Origin of the sequence: Acinetobacter sp. V89_7 (assembly GCF_029967895.1) — a bacterium.
GTDB classification, from domain to species: domain Bacteria; phylum Pseudomonadota; class Gammaproteobacteria; order Pseudomonadales; family Moraxellaceae; genus Acinetobacter; species Acinetobacter soli.
In genome coordinates this window covers 26,114-46,614 of the sequence record NZ_JASCAJ010000022.1, presented here as the reverse complement: position 1 = coordinate 46,614, position 20,501 = coordinate 26,114, and the positions used below count along the sequence as shown (strand labels likewise).

The following is a 20,501-nucleotide window of genomic DNA, read 5'->3' as shown; positions in this document are numbered from 1 at the left end:
AGTAAAACTGAAATAAAAAACCTCCTGATGGGGAGGTTTTTTTACGCCTATTGTTTTTGCTTTAGGTATTGTCATTTCAATAATAAACCAGAGCGCAACATGAGGTGAATCTGAAGATCAACAAAAAAGTAGCGAAATATGCCTCAACAATAACAACCCAACAGCAGAACTCAACTTTAAGTCACTAAGATTGTCAGACAATATCAAGGCGCTCATGAGGAAAATGAGTCGATGTTTCATCTAGAGAAACTCGAAGTTGCGCTTAAATTATTTTAAAAAATGGTTATTTTTATGACGCTATTTGAAGTCAAAAACAGGTTACATATTAAAGATGCGCTTTCGGGACTGGTGGTCTTTTTGGTGGCATTGCCCTTGTGTCTGGGCATTGCACTGGCCTCTGGTGCCCCGATTTTATCCGGAATTCTGGCAGGCATTGTTGGTGGCATTGTGGTGGGTTTCTTAAGCGGTTCGCACATTAGTGTTGCCGGACCTGCCGCGGGCCTGACGGCAGTGATTTTGGTACAGTTAGAACAGTTAGGCGGCAATTATGCCGCCTTTTTATTGTGTATTATCTTTGCGGGTGGCTTACAGATTTTGTTCGGTCTGTTTAAGCTGGGTTTCTTTGCAAATTATATTCCCAACAATGTGATTTTAGGGCTTTTGGCCGCGATCGGTGTGATCTTGATTGCAACGCAGATTCCGTATCTGCTTGGGCTTGGAAATTTCTCTTGGCGCGAACTCTGGAGCGATCAGGGTATCAATCCCAATATTCAGCTAGATGCCGGTGCCATGGCCATTGGGTTGCTTAGTGTTGTGGTCATTTTAGTCTGGGATAAAACCCCTTTAAAAAAACTGGTCTTGCCTTCGGCACTGATTGCAGTCTTGGTTGCAGCAGTGCTGAATTACGTCTTGACCTACTTACAGTCACCATGGACCATTCAGACTGAAAATCTGATTCAGTTGCCTAATCTGCTCAATGCGACAGAAAGTGCTTTTATTTTTCCCGACTGGAGCGCGCTCACCAACCCACTGATTTATACTGGTGCGATCACTTTGGCAGTGGTGGCCTCGCTTGAAACGTTGTTAAATTTGGAAGCCGCCGACAAACTTGATCCACATAAGCGTGCCTCACCACCGAACCGTGAACTCTGGGCGCAGGGCACAGGCAATATTATTTCGGGTTTGATTGGTGGAATGCCAATTACATCAGTGATTGTGCGTAGCTCAGTTAACGCCAATACTGGCGCACGCAGTAAATGTTCCACCATTATTCATGGAATATTATTGTTACTCGCGGTGCTGTTTTTTGTGCCCCTCATGAACATGATTCCATTGTCTGCGCTGGCCGCAATCTTGATTTTAACAGGCTTTAAACTCACCCATCCAAGTCTGTTTAAAAAGCTTTATCAGCAAGGCTGGACGCAGTTTATTCCGTTTATGATTACCTTGGTGGCGATTTTACTGACCGATTTGCTTGTCGGGATTTTAATTGGTTTGGCCAGCAGTATCGTGTTTATCTTGTATGGGAATCTGCATAAAGGCGTGCGTGTGTATCGTGAAAAGCATTTGCACGGTGTGATTACCCGAATCGAACTGCCTTCTCAGGTGACTTTTTTAAATCGGGCATCGCTTATTTCTGCGCTTGAACGGGTACATAAGCATGAAAAACTGGTGATTGATGCCACACAGTCGGACAGTATCGATCCTGATATTTATCAAGTGATTCAGGAATACCAAAACGAAACAGCAATAAAACGCCAGATTGATTTAAAGTTGATCGGTTTTAAACAACATTATCAAGAACTCGATGATGCTGTATTAGATATCGACATCAGCACACGTGATTTGCAGTCCAAACTTAAGCCATCGGATGTGCTGAAATTACTTAAAGAGGGCAATCAGCGCTTTGTTAAAAATGAGCGTTTGCAGCGCGATATCTATCGCCAGATTCGCGTTACGGCAGATGAAGGCCAGCATCCGATTGCAGCAGTGCTGGGGTGTATGGATTCGCGTGCACCGACAGAAATGCTGTTTGATGTCGGCATCGGTGATTTGTTCAGTTTGCGTATCGCAGGAAATGTGGCCGGTCAGAAGGTGCTCGGCTCACTTGAATTTGCCTGTCAGGCCAAAGGCGCAAAAGTGATTGTGGTGTTGGGTCATACCGACTGTGGGGCAGTGACCAGTGCCTGCCAGCTGGCCTTGCAGAAACAAAGTGTGGCAGATATTAAGGAAATGCCGCATATTCAATATGTACTTGGGCCACTGATGCACTCGGTGGATAATGTCTATGACATCATGCAGCCTCGTAGTCTCACGCCCGCGTTTATTGATCAGGTGACTGCCATGAACGTGCATTACAATATTCAGTACATTATCAAGCACAGTGCCGTACTTCGAGAGATGCTTGAGCATCAACAGATTGATATTGTAGGCGCCATTTATGATGTGAAAACAGGCAAAGTCAACTTTCTCTGATCCCGACTTGATATTTCAAGTATAAAAAAAGCCTCTCATATAAAGAGGCTTTTTTTATACAAACTTACCAGTGTTCACCTGGGAATAAACGGGCGTAGGCACGCTGGAGCAAATTCAATTTTTCCTGTTCACCAATCGCGGCTGTCGAGCTTGGGAACAGATTAAAACCAATCGACATCAGAATATTATTGATATCCGGTGCAATCGCATAGGTAATTGAGGCCAAACGTCCAAGATGGGTCGCAATACGTTTTGGTCGTTTCACAATCGCGTAGACAATCAGATCGGCCGCTTCGTCTGGTGAAAGTGTCGGAACGTACTTATAAATTTTGGTCGGCGCGATCATTGGCGTACGAACCAAAGGCATGTAAATAGAGGTGATTGAAATTTTATGCTTGAGGACTTCGGCAGACAGGCAACGACTAAATGCATCTAGGGCAGCTTTAGACGCCACATAGGCAGAAAAACGTGTGGCATTGGCCAAAACACCAATCGAACTGATATTAATGATCTGACCATTTTTACGTTTGATCATATGAGGCAAGAGATTCAAGACCAAGCGCACTGCACCAAAGTAGTTGAGCTGCATGGTTCGTTCAAAATCGTGAAAACGGTCATACGATTCATGAACAGCACGGCGGATTGAACGCCCCGCATTGTTAATCAGGTAATCGACGTGATCGACATGTGCCATAACCTGTTTAGAAAGTTCATCAATGGCATTCATGTCGGTCAGGTCACACGGAAAAATAGAGGCGTGCCCACCTTTTTGCTCAATTTCAGCTTTTACTTCTTCAAGCGTTTCTTGAGTTCTGGCCACCAGTAAAACATGTGCTCCCGCAGCAGCAATCCGTTTGGCAATCGTCAGACCAATACCGCTAGAGGCACCTGTAATTAAGGCAACTTTACCTTTTACGTTCTGTTGAAAAAGAGCTTCAAGTTTTTTATTCACGCGTTTTTCCCTGATTTATGTCACAAAGCAATGGCTATAGTTATTTTAGTCGATTAGGTTCTTCAATAGGGTGAAATGAGACTCGTCGATGAAATTAATCTAAATTGATTTAAAGAAAAAATCTAGTAATAAGTCCATGAAATTACAAAAGTTTTTAGAGTAATTGCTCTAATTGAATTTAGCGGATAAGTTTACTTTTAGCACAAAATATTGAAGCAGTACAACAAAAAAAGCCTCTATTGAGAGGCGCTTTTTATAAAAGATCATTTACACCCGAGCCAATGCCTGTTCCAGATCGGCAAGTAAATCGTCAATATGCTCAATTCCAACCGAGAGTCGAACCATATCTTCTGAAACACCTGCAGCCTTGAGCTCATCTGAATTTAACTGACGGTGTGTGGTGGTAGCAGGATGACACGCCAGACTTTTTGCATCTCCGATATTGACGAGGCGGATAAAGAGTTGCAGTGCATCGATAAAACGCGTTCCGCCTTCACGACCATGCTCAACACCAAAGGATAATATGCCTGAGGGCGTACCCTTCACATATTTCTGAGCCAGCGCATGCTGCGGATGTTGCTCTAAACCCGCGTAATTCACCCATTTGACTTTCGGATGCTGTGTTAAATATTTCGCAACTTGAAGCGCATTTTCGGTATGTTTTTGCATGCGTAAAGAGAGTGTTTCAAGGCCCTGTAAAATGAGAAAAACACTCAAAGGGCTAATCGCTGCGCCTGTATTACGAAGTGGCACCACGCGCGCACGGGCAATATATGCGGCTTCTCCCAAAGCCTCAACATAATTGACGCCGTGATAGCTCGGATCTGGCGAATTTAACACTTTAAAGCGCTCAGGATATTTCGCCCAAGGAAATTTGCCGCTGTCGATAATCACGCCACCAATGCTATTGCCGTGACCGCCAATATATTTGGTCAATGAATGCACGATAATATCGGCACCAAATTCAAACGATTTTTGCAGCACGGGAGTGGCCACGGTATTGTCGACCACCACGGGCACGCCATATTCGTGGGCAATCTGGGCAATTGTTTCTAAGTCGATAATATTACCCAAAGGATTGCCTATCGATTCTACAAAAACCAGTTTGGTTTTCTCGTCAATTAAACTGCGCAACTGCTCTGGTTGTTGGTAATCAAAAAAGCGTACCTCAATACCCTGCTTGGGAAGGGTATGCGCAAATAAATTATAGGTGCCACCATACAGTGTAGACACAGACGCAATATTGTCGCCGGCTTCGGTGATGGTTTGAATGGCATAGCTAATGGCGGCCATACCTGATGCCAGTGCCAAGGCACCAATTCCCCCTTCGAGTGCGGTAAGGCGTTGCTCCAGCACGGCTGTAGTAGGGTTCATAATTCGCGTGTAAATATTGCCTTGTACTTTTAAATCGAAGAGGTCTGCACCGTGCTGGGTATTGTCGAAGGCATAAGACGTGGTTTGATAAATCGGAACGGCCACGGCTTTGGTGGTGGGGTCGGGCTGGTAACCTGCATGAATAGCCAGTGTTTCGTCTTGGTAGCGATGTGTCATTGTTTTTATTGAAGTGATCAAAGAATGATCCATTTTTTTAGCATATTCTTTATGCATGATTTAGACGTTTTTATGGAAAGTTCAGCAGGTTTAAGCATAATAATTTTAAGCTGGATTTTTGCCCAGCATCTTTATGACTTTACACGATGTTGAGAGAACGCCACAAAAACTTACTGGCAGTCTGAGCGTGGCAAGAACACTATAAAAATACAAGTTATTCAATTCATGATAAAAAAGCTGGAGAAGTGAAATAATGAGTACTCAAAAAGTATCTGATATTATCATTGAGGTGCTGGAGCAAGCAGGTGTTCAACGTTGCTACGGTATCGTGGGAGATACCTTAAACCATGTCACTGACTCTATGTCGAAGAGTAAAATTGAATGGATTCATGTGCGCCATGAAGAAGTAGGTGGCTTTGCAGCAGGTACAGATGCATTACTCAGTGGTCACTTAACGGCATGTGCTGGTTCTTGCGGGCCGGGCAGTCTGCACTTTATTAATGGCTTGTATGAATCACACCGAAACCGTGCGCCTGTTATTTTGATTGCCAGTCAGATTTCAACCGAAATGGCAGGATTTATCGACTTCCCGCAATATGTCGATTTTAAATCGGTTTATGCGAAAAATTCGGTTTTTTGTGAAGAAATCACGCAGCCTTCTCAGGCCAGACATATCATGAGTATGGCATGTCAGGCTGCCCTGACCAAGCGTGGTGTCGCCGTGGTCATTGTGCCAGCCAACATCAGTGAAGCATCGGCTGAAGCAGGCTTGCCTTTCGTGCCACGCCAAACACATCCAGACATATTGCCAAGTCAATCCGAGCTTAAGCAGATCGTTGAGCTGATTTCACAGCATCAAAAAATTGGTATTTATGCTGGTGCAGGATGTGAAGATGCACATGATCAGCTCGTGGCTTTTGCAGAGAAGTTAAAAGCACCTGTTGCCCATACTTCACGTGCCAAGGATTTTGTTGAATATGACAATCCGTACAACATGGGCATGACGGGTATTTTTGGCAATAAAGCGGGTTATCACACCCTCATGGATTGCGATTTACTGATTTTGCTGGGGGCCGATTTTGCATGGGCACAGTATTATCCAAGTCATGCCAAAATCTTGCAGATCGATATTGATCCGACACATTTAGGGCGACGCCATCCCATTACACTCGGTGCGGTAGGTAAAATTTCCTCGACGCTCAATGCCTTATTGCCACTACTTGAAACACGTCAAGAACGCGCATTTTTGGATCATTGTCTTGAACTGAAACATCAGAGTGATGAAACACGCCATAAAGAGGAACGCGTTGGAAAAGACGGACTGATTCATCCGCAGTATTTGGTGTCTTTGCTGAACCGTTACGCCGATCAGGATGCAATTTTCTTTGGCGATGGTGGCTCACCGATGGTCTGGGTGCTCAGACATATTGATGTAAACGGTAAACGCCGAACCTTTACCAGTTTATTGCACGGCACGATGGCCAATGCCATGCCACAGGCACTTGGCGCACAAAAAGCCTTTCCGAAGCGTCAGATTATTGCACTTTGTGGAGATGGGGGCTTGGCCATGTTGCTCGGTGATTTACTCACCACCATTCAGGAAAAACTACCGATCAAGATTGTGGTGTTTAACAACAGTTCACTGAATTTCGTGGAGCTTGAACAAAAAGTGGAAGGAATGCTTGACCATTATACGGACTTGGTTAATCCTGATTTTGGCAAGCTGGCCAGTGTGATTGGGCTGCATGGGCAGACCGTAACGCACGGTGCTGGCTTGGAGCAAGCAGTCGAACAATTTTTAAAGCATGATGGCCCAGCATTACTCGATGTGCATACTAATCCGATGGAACTGGTAATGCCGCCAGATCCGAATCTGAATCAGGTGTCGTCTACTTCACTTTATGCAATCAAGGCCTTGATGTCGGGCCGAGTAGATGACGTTAAAAATTTGTTGGTGAATAATTTTATTAAATAAATTTATTTAAAAGTATGCATCTTTGAGTCGGGATATCAGCAAAAAATGCATGATCTAGCGTCATGCATTTTTTATATCAGGAAACAATTTTGACGACATTTATCAGTCATAAAAACCGATTAAACTCAATCACGCCTTATTTTTTTGCCGCGTTCAGCATATAATAGCTGCTATTTTTCGCTCATTGCGATCTGTTGGTTTTTCAATTGAGGAGTCCTAAGTGGCCCAATATATTTACACGATGAACCGAGTGTCCAAGATGGTTCCGCCAAAGCGCGAAATCCTCAAGGATATCTCTTTATCATTTTTTCCGGGTGCCAAAATCGGTGTGCTCGGCTTAAACGGGGCAGGTAAATCGACCTTGCTTCGTATTATGGCGGGCGTAGACAAAGATTTCTCAGGTGAAGCACGTGCACAGCCGGGCATCAAAATTGGTTACCTCGAGCAGGAACCACCGCTAGATCCAAATAAAGACGTGCGTGGCAACGTTGAAGATGGCGTGCGTGAAGCCCTCGATGCGCTTGAGCGCCTTGATCAGGTTTTTGCTGAATATGCAGATCCAGATGCCGACTTCGACAAATTAGCCAAAGAGCAAGAAAAGCTTGAAGCAATTATTCAAACGTGGGATGCACATAACCTCGACAACCAGTTGGAAATTGCGGCAAATGCCTTGAATCTTCCAGCATGGGATGCCGATGTCTCTTTGCTTTCTGGTGGTGAGCGCCGCCGTGTTGCACTGTGCCGTTTGCTGTTGTCGAAGCCAGACATGTTGCTTCTTGACGAACCAACGAACCATTTGGATGCCGAATCGGTGTCTTGGTTAGAGCGTTTCTTGAAAGATTTCCCGGGCACCATCGTGGCGATTACGCACGACCGTTATTTCCTCGATAACGTCGCCGAGTGGATTTTGGAGCTTGACCGCGGGCATGGTATTCCATACCAAGGTAACTATACCTCTTGGTTAGAACAAAAGAATGCGCGTTTAGAGCAGGAACAAAAGCAAGAAGAATCATTTGCCAAAGCCTTGAAGAAAGAGCTTGAATGGGTTCGTTCGAATGCTAAAGGTCAGCAAAAGAAAAACAAAGCGCGTATGGAGCGTTTTGAAGAGCTGAACTCGAAAGAATTCCAACAACGAAATGAAACCTCTGAAATCTATATTCCACCTGGCCCGCGTTTGGGTAACAAAGTGGTTGAGGTTGAAGGCATCAGCAAATCATTTGATGGCCGTTTGCTTTATGAAAACCTGACCTTTACCGTTCCGCCAACGGCAATTGTTGGTATCGTGGGTCCAAACGGTGCCGGTAAAACCACCTTATTCCGTATGATGACTGGCGAGCAGCAGCCTGATACCGGTACGGTCACACTGGGTGAATCAGTGAAAGTGGCGTATGTAGGTCAGATTCGTGACACCTTAGATAACAACAAAACCGTATGGGAAGAAGTTTCTGGCGGTTTGGATATCTTAAAAATTGGTGATTACGAAATCGCATCGCGTGCTTATATTGGTCGCTTTAACTTTAAAGGCCAAGATCAGCAAAAACGTGTAGGTGAATTGTCTGGTGGTGAGCGTAACCGTTTACAACTGGCGAAAATCTTGCAAATGGGTGCCAACGTTATTTTGCTGGATGAACCATCAAACGACTTGGATATTGAAACCTTACGTGCGCTTGAAGATGCCATTCTAGTGTTCCCGGGTACTGTAATGGTGGTCTCGCATGACCGTTGGTTCCTCGACCGTATTGCAACGCACATCTTGTCATTTGAGAATGAACAGCCAGAATTCTACACAGGTAACTATGCAGAATACGAAGCGTACCGTCAGTCTCGCTTAGGTGACGATGCAGTGCAAAAGCGCAGCAAATACAAAAAAATTACAGGTTAATTCCTGCATGAAAAACCAGCCTACGGGCTGGTTTTTTTATATCAGCATGTGTAGGTAAAAGTAATTTTATTACATGCCACAGCGTTGCTATACTTGGCACGATTTTAAATGATGGCTTTGTATGAAGCGCTCGACTGTTTGGATAACCGTCTTGATGAGTTTGTTCATGTTCCAAACTTTTTGGAATGTGGCGGCCGCGTTTTGTGCACACGAATCGACCACTGCAACGGTGTCGTATCATTTTGGTCATCATGCGCCAGTGGCAGAGTCACATGCTGCACATTCATTCAGCGTATCTACAGCGTCAAATCCTGCGGTATTTCAGGATCATCACGATCATTTACCCACCTGCTTACACATATTGTCTATTGCTGAGCAGCAATCTGCCACAGAGCCATTACGTTTGGGTCAGCTGATTCAGCAGCATTATAGCTGGGCAAACGCGTATCAGTCGCCGCATTTATTTCACCCGAACCCGCCGCCTATTTTAACCCCGCTATTGGTGGGGTAGCCAAAACAACCCACCAGAAATATTAACTATTTCACAGGGTTATTTTATGTCTATTTTTCTTTCTTTACCGCGCGTATTGCGCGTGGATACGCATGGCGCTTCATTGATGCTCGGCGGGATATTACTGGGCGCATTATGGGTTTCACCCCCAGTATATGCAGCACAATACACATCGCCAGCTCATTCTAGAGCTGTTCAAACCACATCATCTGCTCTTCATTACGCCGAGATTTTAGCAAAAGTTCAACGTTATCAGGCGCATGTTCCGGTCTGGGAGGCCCAGCAAAAAATAGCCTATGCTGCCGTTCGGCAAAGCCAGCTCTGGTCTAATCCAAATGTGACTGTGCAACAGACCGGTTTTCAATCTGGCGATGATCAAGAGCTTGAGTTTGGGATGAGTCAAAAACTGGATCTATTTGGTGAACGCCGCGCCGCAACGCGATTGGCACAGATACAGGTGCAACAGGTCAATCATCGACAAATGTTATTCGATGCGCAGCTGAAACTGATTGTTAAAGCTGCCTATGCCGAGGTGGTGGTGGCTGATCAGCAGCATGCCATTTTGCTCAAGCAACTCAGCAGTAGCCAAAAAATTCTGGATGCTGCGCGTTTACGCTATAAAGCGGGCAGTATCGCACAGGTCGATTTTGATCGGAGTCTGATGAATCATGTTGAAAATCAACGTGCCTTTCAAGAAAGTGAACTTGGCTTAAATCTGGCCAAACAAAAAATGGCGGCACTTTGGGGAGAGTCAATCACGAACTATCAGGTGGCAGATGACACCGCAGCGATCTGGCCCGCTACAAGTACTTCTTTCGATGCGAAACCCAACCTATATACACGAGCCGTGCAGTTGCAGGCCGAGCAGCAGCGTTTAGAAATAGATTATTTAAAAGCACAGCGTCGGCCCAATCCGACCGTCACGCTTGGAGTGGTACAGAGCAAGCAGGCAGGCATGAGCGGACGTAATAATCAAATTCGTGCCGCTGTTGAAATTCCACTGAATCTGATTGATCGACAGCAGTATGCCTTGCAGGGCTATGCCGCCAAGCAGCAACTGTTAGATCAGCAGCAGCGTTTTTATGCACAGCAAAACCTCAATCAGCTCAAGCGACTTCAAACCGAGTTAACAGGGTTAAATACGCAATATCAGTTGATGCAAAAACAGCAGATCCCGCTCTCAGTCGAGGTACTCGACAAAATGCTACTCGGTTTTCAGGCGGGAAAATTCAGCATAACCGATGTACAGCAAGCTGCTTTGCAATTGCATGAGCAGCAGCTTAAAAAAAATCAACTTTTGAAACAGGCATGGCAAAGCACGCTGCAACTTGAAGCACGCACACTCGGGATTTCACCCGATACGATTATGTCGGCCGATGCCTTGGAACAACTCCAGTACACCCTCTGGCAAGACACGCAAAGCCTCAATACTGGTAATGGAGCAAACTAATGTTAACAAAAAAATCGCAGTGGTTTTGGGTGGTGCTGGTATTGATCATCAGTCTGGTCGTGGCAGGCATATTGCTATTTTCCGGCAAAAAATCGAGTGCTATGAAGGGGGGTGAAGCTGAGCATGCACATGCAGAGGCGCAAGAGGCTAAGACTGAAGAATCCGGTCATGAGGCACATCAAGAAAAAGCCACAGAGGCGCATCAAGAAGAGCAGCCCGAACTGATCTTTACAGCCCAGCAGCTTCAGCAATTTGGCATTGTGACTGATCGTGTGCGTTTGGGCGAAATTCAGCAACAGACCCGGCATCCAGCCAAACTGGTGGTCAATACCGATGCGCAGGCGCATGTGGGAGCATCTTTTATGGCGCAAGTCGAGCAAGTGAATGTCAGTCTTGGACAGTCGGTTAAAAGAGGGCAAGTCTTGGCGACACTGTTTGTTCCCGAGTTGATTGATCAGCAGGCCAATTTAAGTCTGGCACGTGAAGCACTCAATCTTGCAGCGCAAGACTATCAACGTGAGAAGCAACTGATGAATCAAGGGGTGTCTGCACGTCAGGACTATCAGCGTGCATACAATGCCTATCGTCAGGCACAAATTCAAGTTCAGGCGGCGACACAGCGGCTTTCGGCCTACGGGGCCAGCGCAGGAAGTCAGGGCCGATACGCTGTGCGTGCGCCGCTGAGTGGCACCATCAGCAGCAAAGACATTGTGGTGGGCGAGCAAGTCGCGACAGGTAAACCTTTGTTTGTCATTGATCAGCTCGATCAATTATGGCTGGAGTTTATTTTGCCCAATAGCAGCACAGTCGCCATGCAACCGGGTCAAAAAATAAAATTTATTTCCTTGCAAACCCAACATGAGTTTGAGGCACAAATTCAGAGCTTAATCGCACAGGCCGATCAAGACACTGGCCGTCTGCAAGTACGTGGCAAGGTGCTGACTGCGGCCAAAGAATTACGTCCGAATTTGATGGTTAATGTGCTGCTCGAAACACCTCATGCTGCACCTGTTTTACGTGTAGACAAGCGTGCGGTTCAGCAACGAGAAGGCCAGTCGGTGGTGTTTGTGGTCTTTCAAGACAAAAAAGGGCTGCGCTTTGAGCCAAAGCCTGTACAAACTGGTCGCTACTCAAGCGATGGTGCATGGGTTGAAATTGTTTCTGGGCTGACCCAACAGCAGCAGTATGTGCGTGAGGGGAGCTTCGTTTTAAAATCTGAACTGGAAAAAGGCGAGGCTGAGCATGGACACTAAGCACACAGATAGCTTGCCGCCTGCACAAGGGCTTTTTGATCGTTTGATCCAGTTCGCCATCCAGAATGCCATCTGGGTGTTGCTGTTTATGGTCGCATGGATCGGTATCGGCATTTACAGCTACAAAAATCTGGCGATTGACGCTGTTCCCGATATTACCAATGTACAAGTTCAAATCAATTCACAAGCCAATGGTTTTACTGCAACCGAAGTGGAGCAGCGGATTACCTATCCCATTGAAAATGCCATGGCCGGATTGCCCAGCATGGAGCAAACCCGTTCGATTTCCCGCTATGGTTTGTCGCAAGTCACGATTATTTTTAAGGATGGAACCGATATTTATTGGGCACGTCAGCTGATTAATCAGCGTTTACAGGAAGCAAAAAGTGCACTTCCAGCGAGTGTCGATCCACAAATGTCGCCAATTTCGACAGGGTTGGGGGAAATTTACCAGTGGGTGATCAAGGCTGAACCTCAGGCTAAAAAACCCGATGGCTCATCCTACACAGCAATGGATCTTAGGGAAATTCAAGACTGGATTGTACGTCCGCAGTTGCAGCGTGTGCCGGGAGTCGCCGAAATTAATAGCATTGGTGGATACAATAAAACCTATATTGTATCGCCAGATTTAAATCGGTTGCAGCAGCTTAATCTTTCCCTTACGACACTGCAACAAGCCCTGACCGACAATAACGAGAACCGTGGTGCAGGATTTATCGAAGACAATGGTCAGCAACTCACCGTCCGTGTGCCAGGCATGTTAAGCAGTATTCAAGACATCGAAAATGTTACGCTAGAGACCAAAAGTGGCTTGCCAATACGTGTCTCGGATGTTGCAAAGATCTCGATCGGACATGATCTGCGTACGGGTGGCGCCACCTACAATGGCGAAGAAACCGTGCTCGGCATCGCCATGATGATGATGGGCGAAAACAGCAAAACCGTGGCGCAGGCACTCGATACCAAAGTGGCACAAATCCAGACCTCTCTACCCGCGGGTGTGGTACTGGAAACCGTCTATAACCGCAGTACCTTGGTGGATCGGGCCATTCAGACCGTGGCCAAAAACCTGATTGAAGGCGCCATTTTGGTGATTGTGGTGCTGTTTATTTTTCTGGGTAATTTTCGGGCGGCATTGATTACCGCGTGTGTGATCCCGCTGTCGATGCTATTTACGCTAACGGGTATGGCACAGCAGCACATCAGTGCCAACCTGATGAGTCTGGGCGCACTCGATTTTGGCATCATTGTCGATGGTGCAGTGGTCATTGTGGAAAACTGTATCCGTCGACTGGCCGAAGCACAGCAGCTTCAAGGCCGTCTACTCACCCGTCAGGAGCGTTTTAAAGAAGTCTTTTTGGCAGCAAAACAGGCTCGTCGGCCGCTGCTTTTTGGTCAATTCATTATTATGGTGGTGTACTTGCCCATTTTTGCATTGTCTGGTGTTGAGGCAAAAATGTTTCATCCTATGGCGATTGCGGTGGTCTTGGCACTTTTAGGCGCCATGATTTTGTCGATTACCTTTGTACCCGCGGCTGTTGCCCTTTGGGTGACTGGAGAAGTGAAGGAAACCGAAAGCCGTTGGATGCTGGCACTGAAAAGAGCTTATGGAGCGTTGCTAGATTGGGCGTATGCATGGCGCCGTGTGGTGCTTACCGGTGTGGTTGGTATCTTACTCATTACAGCCGCGATATCGACCCGAGTGGGAAGTGAATTTGCACCACAGCTCAGTGAAGGAGATTTTGCCTTGCAACTGATGCGTGCACCCAGCACAGGAATTGAGGAATCACTAAAAATTCAGACACAGGTTGAACAACAGCTTTTAAAGCAATTTCCAGAAATCAAAGCGATTTTTGCACGAACAGGCACGGCAGAGGTCGCCACCGATGTGATGCCGCCAAATATTTCAGATGCCGTTATTTTGCTTAAACCACGTAAAGAATGGCCAGACTCAACCGAAACCATAGATGAACTGCGTGCTCGTATGTTGGATGCCGTGGCACAGCTACCGGGCAATAACAGCGAGTTTTCCCAGCCCATCGAATTACGTTTTAACGAACTAATCTCGGGCGTACGTAGTGATATCGGAGTCAAGGTGTTTGGCGATGATCTACAAGTTCTAAATCGTGAAGCAGAAAAAATCGCTCAGCAGCTTAAAACCATTTCAGGCGCCAGTGAGGTCAAAGTCGAGCAAACCGATGGCTTGCCGTTGCTCAATGTGAAGATCGATCATGCCTTGGCCGCGCAATATGGCCTCTCGATCAAAGCCATTCAGGATCTGGTGGCAACCAGTATCGGGGGCGCGAGTGTGGGGCAAATTTTACAAGGAGACCGACGCTTCGACTTTGTAATTCGACTAGATGATCAATTGCGTACTCCGCAGCAACTGGCGATGCTGCCGTTGCAATTGCCCAATGGTGGCCTGATTCAATTACAAGATGTGGCCATAGTAGAAACGATTTTGGGCTTTTCACAGGTGAGCCGTGAAAATGGCAAACGCCGTGTCATTGTGACCGCCAACGTACGTGATCGAGATCTCGGCTCTTTTGTGGCAGAGATGCAGCAAAGCTTGGCCCAGCAAAAATTGCCGAGTGGTTATTGGCTAGGTTATGGCGGGCAATTTGAAAATCTGGCTTCAGCCGCCGCACGCATGCAAATCGTGATTCCGCTGGCTTTGCTGATGATTTTTATTCTGCTCATGGCGGTATTTCACGACCTGCGCGAAAGCTTGCTGGTTTTTAGTGGCGTACCATTTGCGTTGTCGGGCGGTATTGTGGCGCTCTGGCTTCGTGATATTCCCTTGTCGATGTCGGCAGGTGTCGGATTTATTGCACTTTCGGGGGTGGCCGTGCTCAATGGTCTGGTGATGCTGACCTTTATTAAGGAGTTGCGCTCGACTCTGGATGTGCATAGCGCCACATGGCGCGGCGCGATTCTCCGCTTGCGCCCAGTGTTGATGACAGCATGTGTGGCATCGTTTGGTTTTATTCCTATGGCACTGGCCACAGGTACAGGAGCAGAAGTGCAGCGACCTTTGGCAACTGTGGTCATTGGCGGGATTTTATCCTCGACGCTGCTCACCTTGCTGATTTTACCCGTGGTATATCGCTGGATGAATGAGCGACGCGAACAAAAACACGCAATTGCTACCGATCATTAAACCACTGTAACGGGTCTTCATGTTACATCATGATGTCATGAAGACTCGATTGACTATTTTAAAACGTACATAGAGGCGTCTATTTACAACACATCGATTCAAAAATAAGGAGTTCAGTATGGGGACACATCACGGGCATGATCATAGTCATGCTGTTGTGACACAAGACAATGCCAAAAAGTTAACCTTTGCCTTGGTATTGACCTGTATTTTTTTAGTCGTCGAAGTGGTGGCTGGCTTCATTACACAAAGTTTAGCGTTGTTGTCCGATGCGGCGCATATGTTTACCGATGCTGCTGCCCTCGCAATTGCACTGGTGGCCATCAAAATTGCCAAACGCCCGGCAGATGACAAACGAACCTTCGGTTATCAGCGCTTTGAAATCTTGGCGGCCTTATTTAACGCCTTAATGTTGTTTGTGGTGGCGATCTATATTTTGTACGAGGCCTATCAGCGCTTTAGCCAACCTCCCGAAATCCAGAGTATGGGCATGTTGATTGTGGCCAGTCTCGGCTTGATCATTAATTTAATCTCGATGAAAATTTTGATGTCGAGTGCCACTGAAAATCTGAATATGAAAGGCGCTTATCTTGAGGTGCTCAGCGATGCTTTGGGGTCGGTTGGCGTGATCATCGGGGCAATCGTGATTTACTTCACCCAGTGGTATTGGGTCGATACCATTATTGCGGTCGCGATTGGCTTTTGGGTCTTGCCTCGTACATGGATTTTGCTGCGTCAGAGCATCAACATTTTGCTAGAAGGAGTGCCTGAAGAAATTGATGTGGAACAGCTTCGAGAGGATTTATTAAATTTAGAGGGAGTTGAAAGTATTCATCAGCTTAAGGTTTGGGCCATTACCTCTAAAAACATTCATTTAACGGTTCATTTGTTTGCACCTACCGCGGATCGTAATGCTTTGTACCATGCGGCCTATGAAATGCTGTCGCACAAACACGGCATTGCTGAAATTACCTTACAGATAGAAGAAGATGAATGTGTGGCACATGCACTTTCTCATGCACACCCAGAAAAAAACCATCTGCACTAACAGATGGTTTTTTTACATATGTCACATCAGATGACTTAGATTTGCCATTCGTGATGACATTCACGGCATTTCCAGTGTTTTTGCGATTGCATAAAAGATTGCATCGACAATTTAAAATCTGGTAAATCTCGCCAAAACATCAAACCAGAGCCCGCAGCCACCACAAAAACCACCACGGTTGCAATTTGCAGGTTGGTACCAGCGCCATCTCCAAAAATCCACATACTTAAACTGATCAGAACCAGTAATAGCAGAATAAAAATAGAAGGCAGCAAAATCACCAGACTTTTAGGAACCACGGGGCGTGCGCTGGTGGTGCCTTGACTAACCGGCATGATTTTTACACTTTGACATTTGGGGCAACGGTATTGCATGGGATCTCCATCTGGCTTTTTTCTCATTTTAGCGAAGAGTCAGCAAAATCAGAAATAAAAAAAGCCGCTGTAAGTCAGCGGCTTTTCTTGAATTTGGCGTCCCTACGGGGATTCGAACCCCGGTTACCGCCGTGAAAGGGCGATGTCCTAGGCCTCTAGACGATAGGGACTTGTGAGGCTACACAATCTGAGATTTGGTGGAGCCAAGCGGGATCGAACCGCTGACCTCTACAATGCCATTGTAGCGCTCTACCAACTGAGCTATGACCCCAGTCTGTGTGAGCGCAATATTAGGGGGATTGCGCTCATCCGTCAACTATAAAATCAATTAAGATTGATCAACTGCTTCATTTTTCGGCAATTTCAAGCTTTCATTGAGTTTTTCCCACACTTTTAGCTCTTTTTTGCTCGGTGCACCTACAATTTCAAGCGCACGACGTAAACGGGCGAAGGTTAAATCCGGGCCTAAGGTCACCATCGATTGCATCACTGGAGTAGAGCTGGTCGATCCGGCAATTGCAATAAAGAACGCAGGCATGAAATCACGCAGCTTGATGTCCATTTGATTGGCAAGATCCATCAGAATCTGACTCACGGTCTCGTTGTTCCAAGTAAACTGACTTTCTAAGCGCCAGATTGCAAATTGCAAGCTTTGGCGAACCTGTTCACTGCTTAGTTTTTTGCTTTCAAACATCTCTGCCGTAATGGTAGGCATATGATTAAAGTAAAAACCAGCCCAATTCACTGCCTCAGACAGCAAGTTGATACGTGGCTGAATCGCAGCAGCAATATCTTCAAGCGTCGCACGATCATTTTTCCAGCTGAGCAGGCGGTCAAGCAATTGCCCCGGCGTAAGCGATTTAATCCATTGCCCATTGAGCCAGTTTAATTTGTCGACATCAAAAATTGGACCGCCTAAAGATACACGTTGAATATCAAAATGCTCAATCATGTCTTGAAGCGTGAAGACTTCACGCTCGTCTGGCATAGACCAGCCCATGCGGCCCAAGTAGTTCAGCAATGCTTCTGGCAATACCCCAATATCGCGGTAATAATTGATCGATGTCGGGTTTTTACGCTTGGAAAGTTTGGATTTGTCTGGATTACGTAGCAACGGCATATGGCACAGCGTTGGCATTTCCCAACCAAAATATTGATACAACAACTGATGCTTCGGCGCAGACGGTAACCACTCTTCACCACGCAAAACGTGTGTAATTTCCATGAGGTGGTCATCCACCACGTTGGCCAAATGGTAGGTAGGTAAACCGTCTGTCTTGAGCAAGACTTGCATATCGACCTGTGCCCAAGGGATTTCGACTTCACCACGCAGTAAATCGTTAAATTTACAAATTCCCTCTTCAGGTACTTTCATGCGGATCACATGGGGTTCACCCGCAGCCAGACGGCGCTGTACTTCTTCTTCAGAAAGCTTGAGTCCGCGACCATCGTATTTTGGGGTTTCGCCACGCGCCTGCTGTTCGGCACGCATTTGGTCGAGTTCTTCTGCGGTTGCAAAGCAATAAAACGCGTGACCTTTTTCAACCAAATCCAGTGCGTATTGCTTATAAATCCCCATACGTTCAGATTGACGATACGGCGCATGTGGGCCACCCACATCTGGCCCTTCAGACCAGTTCAATCCTAACCAGCGCAAAGAATCCAAAATCATTTGCTCAGATTCTGGCGTCGAACGAAGCTGATCGGTATCTTCAATACGTAAAATGAATTCACCGCCATGTTGTTTGGCAAAGCACAGATTAAACAAAGCAATGTAAGCTGTACCTACATGGGGAAAACCGGTTGGAGAGGGTGCAATACGCGTACGAACTTTCATAGGGCCTAAAAAAACAAGATGAAATTTGAGAGACAGTATAACGGAAAAAGCCTGATATCTAGACCATTAATTTTAGTCAGAGATCAGGCTTTTGATGAATCACGTAGTGGGGGCTACGTTTAGAAAATTACGAGCTATGTGGTTGAAAGAGCGACTGGACAAAACGTGAAAAGCGCTGATGCTGCGTCGCAAAAAAGTTTTGAGATGCGGTCACGCGCAGACTATTGAGCATGATCAGGTCGTTGTCGTTGCCTAAGGCCGAGACATTGCGTTTTTGCTGATTGAGCGCCTTTTCAATTAAAGGCGACGGAGCAGTGGTGATTCCAGATGTTTTGACTGCACTATTGTCGAGTGATGCAGCAAATCCCATAGGCGCTAGAATACTTAAGCTCAAGCTGAGCCCCAAAATTTTAACAAACTGCATGTTCATTTCCCCAAAATTACAACGATGAATTGTTTTTAGCGTCCATCTTACGTAGCACTAATTGTACAAATTCACCATGTTTTATCAATATAAAATTTGAACTACGTCACATTTTTTACAAAAAGACAAAGAACTTGGTGAGCTTTTAGCGCGCTAGAGAGACTCCGCTGCTCCAAATCTATTATTTAGAAAAACTATGGACAAACAATGAAGATTGTAAGAATGATTCCTATTTGTTAAGTCAGGCTACACTTAATCTGATGATAAACATGAGTTTAGCCGAAAATTTATGCATAGCAGAAATAGCGATGAAGACTTATTTTTTTCGTATAACTATCCGATTGTAACTTTGTTTATGCTTTAAAGAGGTTTTTCTTATCAAAAAATAGTAAAGGTGAACAACAATGAAAAATATTTTAAAGTTGTCTTTTGTGGCATTGCTGGGGTGGGGTGCAGTACAAACGCATGCAGCAAAAGACTTTTTAAATGTGTCTTATGATCCTACACGTGAATTTTATCAGGAATATAACCAAACCTTTTCACACTTCTGGAAATCGCGAACAGGGCAGGAGATTAATTTTAAACAGTCACATGGTGGCTCTGGAAAGCAGGCACGAGCGGTCATAGATGGTTTACAGGCCGATGTGGTGACCTTGGCCTTGGCCAATGATATCGACGAAATTGTCAATGCCGGTCTGATCAAGAAAAACTGGCAGCAGCAATTTCCAAACAATGCAGCGCCGTATACGTCGACCATTGTATTTTTGGTTCGTAAAGGTAACCCTAAAGCCATTAAAGACTGGAATGATCTGACCAAACCGGGCGTGGAAATTATTACGCCAAATCCAAAAACTGGAGGAGCACCACGCTGGATTTATCTTTCGGCATGGGGGTATGCGCTGAAACAACCGGGGGGTAATGACAGCAAAGCCCGTGCCTTGGTTAAGGCCTTGTATCAAAATGTCAAAGTACTCGACTCGGGAGCGCGTGGCTCGCTGACTACTTTTGCCGAACGAGGCATTGGTGATGTTCTATTATCTTGGGAAAATGAAGCACTGCTGGCGACACAGGGCCTTGGCAAAGATAGGTTTGAAATTGTTTATCCTTCAATTTCGATTTTGGCTGAGCCATCGGTGGCGATTGTCGATAAAACGGTCGATAAGGATGGAAACCGTAATCTGGCCAAAGCGTATTTGAACTATCTGTATTCACCTGCGGGGCAAACACTGGCAGCCAAATACAACTTTAGACCGCGTAATCCACAGGTTGCAGCAAAATATGCAGCGAAATTTCCCAAGATTAAATTATTTACCATCGATTCCGTCTTTGGTGGCTGGGCCAAAGCGCAAAAGACCCATTTTGTGAATGGCGCCATCTTTGATCAGATTTATACAGAAAAGCCGTAATGTCGCATGATCTGAAGGGAGGTTGTATCTGCTGAATGTTTGAGCAGTTGAAGTGAGGGTAAAAGGCCAAAAATTCATCTGCTTGCTTTCAGTTTGAGTCAGACTGTGCTAAGTAATTGATTTAAAGCTAAACAAAAAAGAAAAATTAAATGAATTTATCGATAAAAAGTAATATTTCCCTACAAAAAGACATTTGGAGCTTT

The 20,501-nt window shown here is 45.8% G+C and carries 14 protein-coding genes and 2 tRNA genes; 9 read left to right on the top strand and 7 right to left on the bottom strand.

The features are described from left to right. Nucleotides 1-291 precede the first annotated feature (291 nt). Complete coding sequence (locus tag QLG00_RS05450; RefSeq protein WP_282470632.1) at nt 292-2,475, top strand: SulP family inorganic anion transporter; 2,184 nt, start codon at nt 292-294, stop codon at nt 2,473-2,475. Nucleotides 2,476-2,539: 64 nt separating this feature from the next. Here the strand turns inward: QLG00_RS05450 and QLG00_RS05445 are convergent, their stop codons facing one another. Together QLG00_RS05445 and QLG00_RS05440 are read right to left on the bottom strand one after the other, a co-directional pair. Continuing rightward, the gene (locus tag QLG00_RS05445; protein WP_004934161.1) at nt 2,540-3,427 is read right to left on the bottom strand and encodes an SDR family NAD(P)-dependent oxidoreductase; all 888 of its coding nucleotides are present in this window, start codon (nt 3,425-3,427) and stop codon (nt 2,540-2,542) included. A gap of 267 nt (nt 3,428-3,694) precedes the next feature. Further along, nucleotides 3,695-4,978 (bottom strand): aminotransferase class V-fold PLP-dependent enzyme, encoded by a 1,284-nt coding sequence (locus QLG00_RS05440; RefSeq protein WP_282470631.1) that lies wholly within the window; start codon nt 4,976-4,978, stop codon nt 3,695-3,697. Between the two features lie 253 nt (nt 4,979-5,231). Between QLG00_RS05440 and QLG00_RS05435 the strand changes: the two genes are divergently transcribed. From QLG00_RS05435 to QLG00_RS05405, 7 genes are all read left to right on the top strand, one after another. Beyond that, nucleotides 5,232-6,953, top strand: a complete 1,722-nt coding sequence (locus QLG00_RS05435; RefSeq protein ID WP_004934166.1) for a thiamine pyrophosphate-dependent enzyme — start codon at nt 5,232-5,234, stop codon at nt 6,951-6,953. A 220-nt stretch (nt 6,954-7,173) separates the two neighbouring features. Beyond that, nucleotides 7,174-8,835 (top strand): energy-dependent translational throttle protein EttA, encoded by a 1,662-nt coding sequence (gene ettA / locus QLG00_RS05430; protein ID WP_025094646.1) that lies wholly within the window; start codon nt 7,174-7,176, stop codon nt 8,833-8,835. A gap of 121 nt (nt 8,836-8,956) precedes the next feature. Then, nucleotides 8,957-9,346 (top strand): cation efflux protein, CzcI-like, encoded by a 390-nt coding sequence (locus QLG00_RS05425; RefSeq protein WP_282470630.1) that lies wholly within the window; start codon nt 8,957-8,959, stop codon nt 9,344-9,346. A 46-nt stretch (nt 9,347-9,392) separates the two neighbouring features. Then, complete coding sequence (locus QLG00_RS05420; RefSeq protein ID WP_282470629.1) at nt 9,393-10,796, top strand: TolC family protein; 1,404 nt, start codon at nt 9,393-9,395, stop codon at nt 10,794-10,796. Further along, the gene (locus tag QLG00_RS05415) at nt 10,796-12,049 is read left to right on the top strand and encodes an efflux RND transporter periplasmic adaptor subunit (protein ID WP_282470628.1); all 1,254 of its coding nucleotides are present in this window, start codon (nt 10,796-10,798) and stop codon (nt 12,047-12,049) included. Before QLG00_RS05420 ends, QLG00_RS05415 begins: the two co-directional genes overlap by 1 nt. Then, complete coding sequence (locus QLG00_RS05410; RefSeq protein WP_282470627.1) at nt 12,039-15,209, top strand: CusA/CzcA family heavy metal efflux RND transporter; 3,171 nt, start codon at nt 12,039-12,041, stop codon at nt 15,207-15,209. Before QLG00_RS05415 ends, QLG00_RS05410 begins: the two co-directional genes overlap by 11 nt. Before the next feature lie 118 nt (nt 15,210-15,327). Further along, entirely contained in the window at nt 15,328-16,257 is a 930-nt protein-coding gene (locus QLG00_RS05405; protein WP_282470626.1) for a cation diffusion facilitator family transporter, read from the top strand. 35 nt (nt 16,258-16,292) lie between these two features. Here the strand turns inward: QLG00_RS05405 and QLG00_RS05400 are convergent, their stop codons facing one another. The 5 genes from QLG00_RS05400 to QLG00_RS05380 all read right to left on the bottom strand — a co-directional run bounded on the left by QLG00_RS05400 (nt 16,293) and on the right by QLG00_RS05380 (nt 18,892). Further along, nucleotides 16,293-16,631, bottom strand: a complete 339-nt coding sequence (locus tag QLG00_RS05400; protein WP_004934189.1) for a hypothetical protein — start codon at nt 16,629-16,631, stop codon at nt 16,293-16,295. A gap of 94 nt (nt 16,632-16,725) precedes the next feature. Continuing rightward, nucleotides 16,726-16,801 (bottom strand) — tRNA-Glu (locus QLG00_RS05395). Nucleotides 16,802-16,826: 25 nt separating this feature from the next. Next, nucleotides 16,827-16,902: transfer RNA gene (locus QLG00_RS05390), tRNA-Ala, on the bottom strand. A 57-nt stretch (nt 16,903-16,959) separates the two neighbouring features. Beyond that, nucleotides 16,960-18,468, bottom strand: coding sequence for a glutamate--tRNA ligase (gltX, locus tag QLG00_RS05385; protein ID WP_104123928.1), 1,509 nt, complete (start codon nt 18,466-18,468; stop codon nt 16,960-16,962). A 127-nt stretch (nt 18,469-18,595) separates the two neighbouring features. Beyond that, nucleotides 18,596-18,892 (bottom strand): hypothetical protein, encoded by a 297-nt coding sequence (locus QLG00_RS05380; RefSeq protein ID WP_004934193.1) that lies wholly within the window; start codon nt 18,890-18,892, stop codon nt 18,596-18,598. Between the two features lie 404 nt (nt 18,893-19,296). Here QLG00_RS05380 and QLG00_RS05375 point away from each other — a divergent pair, with 404 nt between their 5' ends. Then, complete coding sequence (locus tag QLG00_RS05375; RefSeq protein WP_282470625.1) at nt 19,297-20,298, top strand: sulfate ABC transporter substrate-binding protein; 1,002 nt, start codon at nt 19,297-19,299, stop codon at nt 20,296-20,298. Nucleotides 20,299-20,501: the final 203 nt, after the last annotated feature.